Genomic DNA, 8,943 nt, shown 5'->3' with positions numbered 1-8,943 from the left:
TTCGCCCACAAGAAGGGCGTCGGCTCCACCCGCAACGGCCGTGATTCCGAGGCCAAGCGCCTGGGCGTGAAGCGGGGCGACGGCCAGTTCGTCCTGGCCGGCAACATCCTGGTTCGCCAGCGGGGCACCCATATCCATCCCGGCGTCAACGTGGGCAAGGGCAGCGACGACACCCTGTTCGCCCTCAAGAGCGGCAAGGTGAAGTTTGAGCGCCTGGGCAAGGACCGCAAGCAGGTCTCCATTGTCGAGATCGCTCAGTAATTGCGCACAAATCGCCCCGAACTCCGGAGTTCGGGGCGATTTTCTGTATAAAGGAGAGAATGTATGGCAGCACCCTTTGTGGACACCGCCCGCATCACCGTGCGGGCGGGCAATGGCGGCAACGGCGCGGTGGCCTTCCACCGGGAGAAGTACGTGGCCGCCGGCGGCCCCGACGGCGGCGACGGCGGCCGGGGGGGCAGCGTGATTCTGGAGATCAACGAGCACATGTCCACCCTGATGGACTTCCGGTACAAGCGCAAGTACGTGGCGGCCAACGGCATGGACGGCCAGGGCAAGCGCTGCTCCGGCAAGGACGGGGAGGATCTGATCATCAAGGTTCCCCGGGGCACGGTGGTGCGGGACGCCGAGACGAAGGAGATCATCTGCGACATGTCCCAGACCGACCGCTTCGTGCTGGCCCGCGGCGGCAACGGCGGCTGGGGCAACAAGCACTTCGCCACCCCCACCCGGCAGGTGCCCCGCTTCGCCAAGGCCGGCCTGCCCGGCCAGAGCCGGGACGTGATCCTGGAGCTGAAGCTGCTGGCCGACGTGGGCCTGGTGGGCTTTCCCAACGTGGGCAAGTCCACCCTGCTGAGCGTGGTAAGCAAGGCCCGGCCCAAGATCGCCAACTACCACTTCACCACCCTGTTCCCCAACCTGGGGGTGGTGTACGTGGAGGAGGGGGTGTCCTTCGTCCTGGCCGACATCCCCGGCATCATCGAGGGGGCCGCCGAGGGCGCCGGCCTGGGCCACGACTTTTTGCGGCACATCGACCGGTGCCGCCTGCTCATCCACGTGGTGGACGTGTCCGGCTCCGAGGGCCGGGATCCGGTGGCCGACTTTGAGGCCATCCAGGCCGAGCTGAAGGAGTACGGCTCCGGGCTGGAGAACCGGCCCATGCTGGTGGCGGGCAACAAGGTGGACATCGCCGCCGACCGGAGCGGGCTGGAGGCCCTGAAGGCCCACGTGGAGGCCAAGGGTCTGCCCTTCTTCGAGATCTCCGCCGCCGCCCAGCTGGGCACCCGGGAGCTGATGTACGCCGCCGCCCGGGAGCTGGAGCACCTCCCCCCCATCACGGTGTACGAGCCCACCTATGTGGAGCGGCCGCCGGAGGTGGATATGTCCCAGCCCCTCAACATCATCCACGAGGACGACACCTGGATCGTGGAGGGCCCCTGGCTCCAGCGGCTCATGTCCAACGTCAACTTCGGGGACTATGAGTCCCGCAACTGGTTCGACAAGATGCTCCGCCAGTCCGGCCTGTTCGACCGGCTGGAGGAGATGGGCATCAAGGACGGGGACATCGTGTCCCTGTACAACCTGGAATTTGAATACCAGCGATAACACAAAAGCGCTCCGCCTCATCCGAGGCGGAGCGCTCTGCTTTTGAGTGGCGCGCGACGACCCCGGCGCGCGCGCCGGATTACCGTTCTGTGCTCACCGGGAGGACAATGTCCCCCACGGTGACGGAGGCCACCTCGTCCAGAGGACGGATGGTGTCGAACACCAGGCCTATGCTGCACTTGGCGCGGCCGCTGCCGGAGCCGATGTGGGTGTTGCCGCTGTCAATCTCCAGGGTAGTGCCGTCGGTGTAGGTGATCACGATGGGCAGGTCGCGGAAGGGGGCGTAAGGGTCGTTTTCCCCATCCTCCAGGCCGTTTTCCCGCTCCGCCTGGGGCACCTCCTGATGGACGGTATACTCTACCATGATGGACAGGGGGGAGAGAGTGACCGCGTCCAGGGTGGCGTCCATGCCGTTGAGGGTGAAGTCCTGCCCCGCGGGCAGGGAGACGGAGGAATCCTCAAAGGCCATGTGGAACTCCAGCTTCCAGGGGCCTTCCGCCAGCAGCTCCTTGTCCAGATAGTCCTCAGAGGCCTCATAGAGGCCCTGGAAGGTGGCGGTAACCTTTCCGGGGCGGATGGGGCTGCTGAAAGTCCAGACCTCCATAAACTGGATGGCGTTGTCGTTGGGATCGGCGTCGTAGAAGCGGGAGTAGCCGCCTCCACCGCCGCCCAAAAGGACGGCCAGGGGGTTGCCGGGCGTCACATCATGGCTGTCGAAGGTGAGGGGCAGGGCGTTATCCCCGCTCTCCAGCACCTCCTGGCTCACCAGGGGCTCCCCGTCGTCCCGCCGGATGGAGTAGACGATGGCGTAGCTGTAGGTGTCGCCCACGATGGCGTCGGCGGTGATGGTGACGCCGTTGGAGGTGGCGCTGGCCCCGATGGGGTAGCCGATCTGGTCGATGATCTCCGTCTCGGCGGCCCCGCCGCCGAACAGGCCGGCAAAGGCCTCCCCGGCGCTGTCCAGGGCGCCGGTGGCCCCGGCCACCCCCAGGCTGAGCACCAGGGCGGCCGCCGCGCCCGCCGCGGCGAAGCGGCGGAAGCGGAGGGGGCGCACCACCTTCCCCGCCGCCGGGGCGGAGAGCAGGTGTTCCACCATATCGGCCTTCTGCTCCGGGGTGAAGCGGAGAGCATCCATGGCGTCCCGATAGCTGTTTTTCATGTCAATCCCTCGCTTTCTAGCAGTGTGCGGAGCTGCTGGCGGCCCCGGCTGAGCTGGGTGGAGACGGTGGCGGGCTTCTCGCCCAGCAGCTCCGCGATCTCCTTGGCCGCGTAGCCCTCGTAGTAGTAGAGGTAGATCACCGCCCGGTACTTGGGGGGCAGCAGGTTGACGGCGGCCAGGAGGCCCCCCTCCTCCTCCGCCGGGGCGGGCACCGCCGCCGCGGCCTCCAGGGCCACGGTGGTGCGCCGCCAGCGGCTTTTCAGGTGATCCTTGCACAGGTTGGCCGCCGTGCGGATGATCCAGGCCTTCTCATGCTCCGGGGAGGCAAACTCCCGGGGCTTCTGGAGCAGCTTGAGGAACACGGTCTGGCAGATGTCCTGGGCGTCGTCGGTGTTTTTCAGATAGGTATAGCTCAGGCGGAGGATCAGATCCGAGTAGCTGTGTACCAGCCGCTCGGCCTCCGCCCGGTTCAACGGGGCGGGCAAGCGCACCACATCCTTTCTCTGGCAGGCTTAAAAGCGCTTTCACCAACAATACGACTGATGGGCCGGGAATCTTTCACCCAGGGCAAAAAAATACCGCAGGCCGGCCGGCCTGCGGCTCTTCGATTCAGTGGGCGGGCGTCTCCGGCGGGCGCTTCCCGGCGGCGGCGCCGTCGTCCTCCTCGGTGTGGAGGAACTTCTTGATGATAAAGATCAGGGCCACCGCCGCCACCCCCAGCAGGGTGTCCACCGAGCTGGAGTGGCTCACCACCAGCTGCCGGGCAATGGCGAAGAGGAGCACATCGGTCACCGCCCGCGGTGTGTGGAGCAGCAGCATCTTCACAAACTCGATGCCCACCACGATGGTCATGGCCGAGACAAAAAAGCCGTCCAGATCGAACTGTCCGGCCAGCAGCTCGTTCAGGGTGGTCTGCCCCACCAGGAACAGCTGCACCAGGGTGACGGCCAGAATCACCACCGCCACCACCAGCTCCAGTCCCCACGCCGCCCGCAGCAGGCCGCGCACCCATTTTGACCGCATGGCGTCTCCCCCCTTGCTCTGTTTGATGGATCCACCCAAGTATACCGGAATCCGCCCCTGCCGTCAACGGTCTGTGGAATCGGCGGGCGGAAACCGGGGCATACTGGAAAATTAGATTGACAAAACAGGTCGGCTGTGCTACAATACCTGCAGTTGAAAAGGGAGTAGTTTGAAAGTCATGCCGTCAACACCACGGCCCGGTTCTCCGGCCTGGCGGTATGCGCCCGGTGCGGTAACAAGACTTTTCGACAACTGCTGTGTCATGCAGCGGTTGGCGGAAGGTCTTTTTTGTTGCCCTCCGCCCATTCCAGAAGAACGAAAGGAAGGAATGTCATGAGCGAGCAGCCCTACTACAGGCAGACCGCCCAGCAGGCGCTGGAGAGCCAGCAGGCCGACCTCCGCGGCCTGTCGGAGGCGGAGGTGCGCAGGCGCGCCGAGCAGTACGGCCCCAACAAGCTGTCCGAGGGCAAGAAAAAGAGCACCCTGCAGGTGTTCCTGGAGCAGTTCAAGGATCTGCTGGTGATCATCCTGATCATCGCCGCCCTGATCTCCGCCGTGTCGGAGAATGTGGAGAGCACCATCGTCATCTTCGCCGTGCTCATCCTCAACGCCATCCTGGGCACCGTCCAGTATGTGAAGGCGGAGAAGTCCCTGGAGAGTTTGAAAGCCATGTCCTCCCCCACCGCCAAGGTGCTGCGGGGCGGCGCCCGGGTGGAGATCCCCTCCGCCGACGTGGTGCCCGGCGACATCGTGCTGCTGGAGGCCGGCGACATGGTGGTGGCCGACGGCCGCATTTTGGAGAACTTCTCTTTGAAGGTCAATGAGTCCTCCCTCACCGGCGAGAGCGAGGGCGTGGACAAGACCGCCGACGCCATCGACGCCGGCCAGGTGGCCCTGGGCGACCAGAAGAACATGGTGTTCTCCGGCTCCCTGGTCACCTACGGCCGGGCCACCGTGCTGGTCACCGGCACCGGCATGAACACCGAGCTGGGCAAGATCGCCGCCCTCATGAACCAGACCCAGCAGCGCAAGACCCCCCTGCAGGAGAGCCTGGACAACTTCTCCGCCAAGCTGGCCATCGTCATCATGGTCATCTGCGCGGCGGTGTTCGTCCTGTCCATCTTCCGCACCGGCATGGGCGTGCTGGACTCCCTCATGTTCGCCGTGGCCCTGGCCGTGGCCGCCATCCCCGAGGCCCTCAGCTCCATCGTCACCATCGTGCTGGCCATGGGCACCCAGAAGATGGCCCGGCAGAACGCCATCATCAAGGATCTCAAGGCCGTGGAGAGCCTGGGCTCCGTGTCCGTCATCTGCTCGGACAAGACGGGCACCCTGACCCAGAACAAGATGACCCCCCAGAAGGTGTACGCCGACGGCTCCCTGCTGGAGGGGGACGACCTGGATCTGGTCAACGACGTGCAGCGGCTGCTGCTGAAGGCCGCCCTGCTGGCCAGCGACGCCACCAACAACGCCGAGACCGGCGCCTCCATCGGCGATCCCACCGAGGTGGCCCTGGTCATGCTGGGGGAGCGGTTCGGCGTGGACGAGGAGACCTACCGGGCGCAGCACCCCCGCCTGGGCGAGCTGGCCTTTGACTCCGACCGCAAGCTGATGAGCACCCTCCACGACATCGACGGCACCCCCACCCTGTTCACCAAGGGCGCCATCGACGTGCTGCTGGACCGCTCCAAGTGGCTCCTCACCCGGGAGGGCAAGGTGGAGATGACCCCCGAGCGGAAGGAGACCATCGCCCGGGTGAACATGGAGCTGTCCATGGAGGGCCTGCGTGTGCTGGCCTTCGCCTACAAGGAGCTGGACGCTGTCCGTCCTCTTACCCTGGACGACGAGAACGAGTTCACCTTCATCGGCCTCATTTCCATGATCGACCCGCCCCGGCCCGAGGCCATCCAGGCCGTGGCCGACGCCAAGCAGGGCGGCATCCGCACGGTCATGATCACCGGCGACCACAAGGTCACCGCCACCGCCATCGCCAAGCAGCTGGGCATCTTCCTGGAGGGGGACGAGGCCCTCTCCGGCGTGGAGCTTGACCAGATGAGCGACGCCGATCTGGACGAGCGGCTGGAGCACATCTCGGTCTACGCCCGGGTGTCCCCGGAGCATAAGATCCGCATCGTCAACGCCTGGCAGCGCAAGGGCAAGATTGTCTCCATGACCGGCGACGGCGTCAACGACGCCCCCGCCCTGAAGAAGGCGGACATCGGCGTGGCCATGGGCATCACCGGCACCGAGGTGTCCAAGGACGCGGCCTCCATGATCCTGGCCGACGACAACTTCGCCACCATCGTCAAGGCGGTGGTCAACGGCCGCAGCGTGTACACCAACATCAAGAACGCCATCCAGTTCCTCCTCTCGGGCAACACCGCCGGCATCTTCTGCGTGCTCTACGCCTCCCTGCTGGCCCTGCCCGTGCCCTTCCAGCCGGTGCACCTGCTGTTCATCAACCTGCTCACCGACTCCCTGCCCGCCATCGCCATCGGCATGGAGCCCGCCCGGAAGGGCCTGCTCAAGCAGAAGCCCCGGGATCCCAAGGAGCCCATCCTGAACAAGTCCCTGCTCTCCCGCATCGGCGGCCAGGGCCTGCTCATCGCCATCGTCACCATGATCGCCTTCTACCTGGGCTACCAGGGCGGCGACTCCGTCATGGCCTCCACCATGGCCTTCGCCACCCTCACCCTGGCCCGGCTGTTCCACGGCTTCAACTGCCGGGGCGCTGAGTCCATCTTCAAACTGAAGTTCTCCACCAACAGGGCCTCCATCGCCGCCTTCTTCGCCGGCGTGGTGCTCCTGCTGCTGGTGCTCTTCACCCCCGGCCTCAAGGGCCTGTTTATGGTGGCCCCGGCCTTCGGCTTCGCCAACCTGGGCGAGATCGTCCTGCTGGCCCTGGCCCCCACCGTGGTGATCCAGATCGTGAAAATCATCTGCGACGCCCGGAACAAGTAATCCGCAACGTAAACGCCCGCCCGGGCCGCAAAAGCGGCCCGGGCGGGCTCTTTTTCTGCTCACTGCACCGAGACATCCAGCAGATAGATGCTGTCCGCGCAGACGTTGAGCAGGTAGAACTCATAGCTCCCGTCGGCGGGGGCGGTAAAGTGCATGTCCATGGTCACATTGAGATTGCCGTTGAACAGGGGCACCCTGGCCCCGTCCCGGAGGACGCCGATCTCCATGGGCTGGCCCCGCTCCTCGTAGCCCTCCACCAGGCCAGCCGTCAGGGAGAAGCGCACCGTCTCCCCCTCCGCCAGTGTCCAGGGCTGGCCTCCGTCCCGGAACTGGCACATGACGCCGTTCTTGATTTCCACCGGGATGTCCCAATAGTCGCCGATATTCAGCACCGCGCCGCTCAGGCCGAAGGCGTTCAGATCATCGGGAGGCCCCGGTTGCCCAGGCCCACCACCCCCTCCCCCTGCGGGAATACCGGCACATCCGGTTCCCCCTGCCGGGAGACGGCGGCAAAGCCGGTGAGCAGGCCGATGCCGAAGGCCGCCAGCAGCACGGCCGCCAGCACGCAGCGGCGGCGGGTGGGCCTTTTCCATGTCATAATGGTCACCACTCTTTCTTTGATGGCATGTTTGCCGTAGCAGGGATAGGGGGAAGAACGGGCCGGCCGGGCCGCGGCGGATACCAGGGTGGAGGCGTACTCCGCCCGGCAGTCCCGGTCCGTCCGGGCCAGCACCGCCTTGTCACAGTCCAGCTCCACGTCCCGGGCCAGGAAAACCGCCAGCACCCAGGCCAGGGGGTTGTACCAGTGCAGACAGACCACCAGCAGGGAGAGGCCCCGTTTCAGGTTGTCCCGCCGGGCCAGGTGGACGGACTCGTGGAGGAGCACCAGGGGAAGGACCTCCTCCGGCACGCCGGGGGGCAGGAGAATGGCGGGGCGGAACAGGCCGCAGGCCATGGGGGTGGTCAGTCCGGGGTACTCCAGCACCCGGAGCCGACGGCCGGAGCGGCCGGCCAGCCACGCCTCCACCGCCGGGCGGCGGCAGGGGCGGGCCCGGCGGAGCCGGAGCCGCCAGGAGAGCCACAGGCCCGCAAACAGGGCGGCCAGCACCAGGGCCCCCGCGGCCCACACCAGCACCGGCCAGGGGATAGTGAGCCCGTCCGGGGCCGCCGGGAGGGCCACCGCGTCGGCCGCCGCCGTCCCGGGCAGGGGCGCCGGCAGGGACACGCTGGGCAGGGGCCGGGGCAGAAGGGCGCTGACATCCACAGAGGCGGGGCCAGACACGGAGACGGGCAGGAGAAACCGCAGGGCGGCCAGCAGCCACAGCCAGGACAGCACCCCCGAGGGGAGCCGCCTCCGGCCCGCCGTCCGCACCGCCAGGGCCGCCAGCACGGCGAGCCCTCCGTACAGGGACATCTGGAGCGGGGTCAGCCAGATCAGCATGGGACGCCTCCCTTCTCTATTTCAGCTTGTCGATCAGGGCCCGCATCTCCTCCACGTCCTCTTGGCTCAGGGAGCCGCTGCCCACCAGGGTGGAGAACAGCAGGGCGGGGGAGCCCTGGAACAGGCCGTCCACCAGGTGCCCCAGCTCCTGGGTGCGCACCTCCTCCCGGCCCACCAGGGGACGGCAGAGGAAGCCGGGCTCCCGCCGCTCGATGAGGCCCTTTTTCACGCAGCTGTTGAGGATGGTATAGGTGGTGTTCTTGTTCCAGCCGCACTGCTCGTGGAGCAGGCCGCACAGGGTCTTGGCGGGGAGCTCCCCCTTCTCCCACAGCTGGTTCATCACGCGCAGGGCGGATTTGGACAGTTCCATGGCGCACCTCTTAGACGATAGTTGTAGTCTAGACACCTGTAGCGTACCACAGGACGGGGAGCCTGTCAAGACTATAATTATAGTCTGGCGCGCAAAAAAGCCGCCCGGGCCGCTTTTGCGGCCCGGGCGGGCTATGATTCTGCGTCGCGACGGCTCAGAGCAGCTCCAGCTCCAGCACCTCCTGAGACCAGTCCCGCTGGGTGCTGTCCAGCCCACGGCCGTCCACCATCAGCTCCCCCACCTGGTTGTCGTAGGGATCCTGCCGCCAGCCGGTCATGGGGGGCGTCAGGGGGGCCTGGAAGGCGGAGTTGGCCACCATTCGCCAGGGATCCAGGCTGCCGAAGTAGTGGGCGCGGCGGGCGTCCTCCCCGCTGCGCCGGGCGG

Annotated in this window: 9 protein-coding genes and 1 pseudogene; 3 read left to right on the top strand and 7 right to left on the bottom strand. The window is 66.5% G+C overall.

Annotated features, from left to right (window positions below; translation table 11 throughout):
• Together rpmA and obgE are read left to right on the top strand one after the other, a co-directional pair.
• The coding region (gene rpmA / locus QZ378_RS10945; protein WP_291258287.1) for a 50S ribosomal protein L27 at positions 1-261 on the top strand (261 nt) is incomplete at its 5' end.
• Positions 262-324: 63 nt separating this feature from the next.
• Positions 325-1,605 carry a GTPase ObgE gene (obgE, locus tag QZ378_RS10940; protein ID WP_087241661.1) on the top strand — a complete coding sequence of 427 codons (1,281 nt, stop codon included), beginning with the start codon at positions 325-327 and terminating at the stop codon, positions 1,603-1,605.
• A 79-nt stretch (positions 1,606-1,684) separates the two neighbouring features.
• Here the strand turns inward: obgE and QZ378_RS10935 are convergent, their stop codons facing one another.
• From QZ378_RS10935 to QZ378_RS10925, 3 genes are all read right to left on the bottom strand, one after another.
• On the bottom strand, positions 1,685-2,764 hold the full coding sequence (locus QZ378_RS10935) for a DUF4179 domain-containing protein (protein WP_291258286.1): 1,080 nt from the start codon (positions 2,762-2,764) through the stop codon (positions 1,685-1,687).
• Complete coding sequence (locus tag QZ378_RS10930) at positions 2,761-3,249, bottom strand: sigma-70 family RNA polymerase sigma factor (RefSeq protein WP_291258285.1); 489 nt, start codon at positions 3,247-3,249, stop codon at positions 2,761-2,763. Before QZ378_RS10930 ends, QZ378_RS10935 begins: the two co-directional genes overlap by 4 nt.
• A gap of 124 nt (positions 3,250-3,373) precedes the next feature.
• Entirely contained in the window at positions 3,374-3,787 is a 414-nt protein-coding gene (locus tag QZ378_RS10925; protein ID WP_087241667.1) for a hypothetical protein, read from the bottom strand.
• A 333-nt stretch (positions 3,788-4,120) separates the two neighbouring features.
• Between QZ378_RS10925 and QZ378_RS10920 the strand changes: the two genes are divergently transcribed.
• Positions 4,121-6,748: a cation-translocating P-type ATPase gene (locus QZ378_RS10920; RefSeq protein ID WP_291258284.1), complete on the top strand. Its 2,628-nt coding sequence runs from the start codon at positions 4,121-4,123 to the stop codon at positions 6,746-6,748.
• A gap of 59 nt (positions 6,749-6,807) precedes the next feature.
• Here QZ378_RS10920 and QZ378_RS10915 read toward each other — a convergent pair whose 3' ends face one another.
• The 4 genes and pseudogenes from QZ378_RS10915 to QZ378_RS10900 form a co-directional block, all read right to left on the bottom strand.
• A complete protein-coding gene (locus QZ378_RS10915) occupies positions 6,808-7,140 on the bottom strand; it encodes a hypothetical protein (RefSeq protein ID WP_191528977.1) in 333 nt (110 codons plus the stop codon).
• A gap of 23 nt (positions 7,141-7,163) precedes the next feature.
• Positions 7,164-8,189 carry a M56 family metallopeptidase gene (locus QZ378_RS10910; protein ID WP_291258283.1) on the bottom strand — a complete coding sequence of 342 codons (1,026 nt, stop codon included), beginning with the start codon at positions 8,187-8,189 and terminating at the stop codon, positions 7,164-7,166.
• Positions 8,190-8,205: 16 nt separating this feature from the next.
• The gene (locus QZ378_RS10905; RefSeq protein WP_191380317.1) at positions 8,206-8,559 is read right to left on the bottom strand and encodes a BlaI/MecI/CopY family transcriptional regulator; all 354 of its coding nucleotides are present in this window, start codon (positions 8,557-8,559) and stop codon (positions 8,206-8,208) included.
• A 154-nt stretch (positions 8,560-8,713) separates the two neighbouring features.
• Positions 8,714-8,943: pseudogene (locus QZ378_RS10900) on the bottom strand (transglutaminase domain-containing protein); the annotation flags it as partial.

Source organism: Flavonifractor sp., assembly GCF_019422385.1.
GTDB classification, from domain to species: domain Bacteria; phylum Bacillota; class Clostridia; order Oscillospirales; family Oscillospiraceae; genus Flavonifractor; species Flavonifractor avistercoris.
The sequence above is the reverse complement of the archived record's forward strand: the minus strand, read 5'-3'. Positions and strand labels throughout refer to the sequence as shown.

Excerpts from the sequence above, each read along its gene's own strand:
- QZ378_RS10920 (WP_291258284.1), top strand. The coding sequence starts at position 4,121 with ATGAGCGAGCAGCCCTACTACAGGCAGACCGCCCAGCAGGCGCTGGAG.
- QZ378_RS10905 (WP_191380317.1), bottom strand. The coding sequence starts at position 8,559 with ATGGAACTGTCCAAATCCGCCCTGCGCGTGATGAACCAGCTGTGGGAG.
- QZ378_RS10910 (WP_291258283.1), bottom strand. The coding sequence starts at position 8,189 with ATGCTGATCTGGCTGACCCCGCTCCAGATGTCCCTGTACGGAGGGCTC.
- QZ378_RS10925 (WP_087241667.1), bottom strand. The coding sequence starts at position 3,787 with ATGCGGTCAAAATGGGTGCGCGGCCTGCTGCGGGCGGCGTGGGGACTG.
- QZ378_RS10935 (WP_291258286.1), bottom strand. The coding sequence starts at position 2,764 with ATGAAAAACAGCTATCGGGACGCCATGGATGCTCTCCGCTTCACCCCG.
- obgE (WP_087241661.1), top strand. The coding sequence starts at position 325 with ATGGCAGCACCCTTTGTGGACACCGCCCGCATCACCGTGCGGGCGGGC.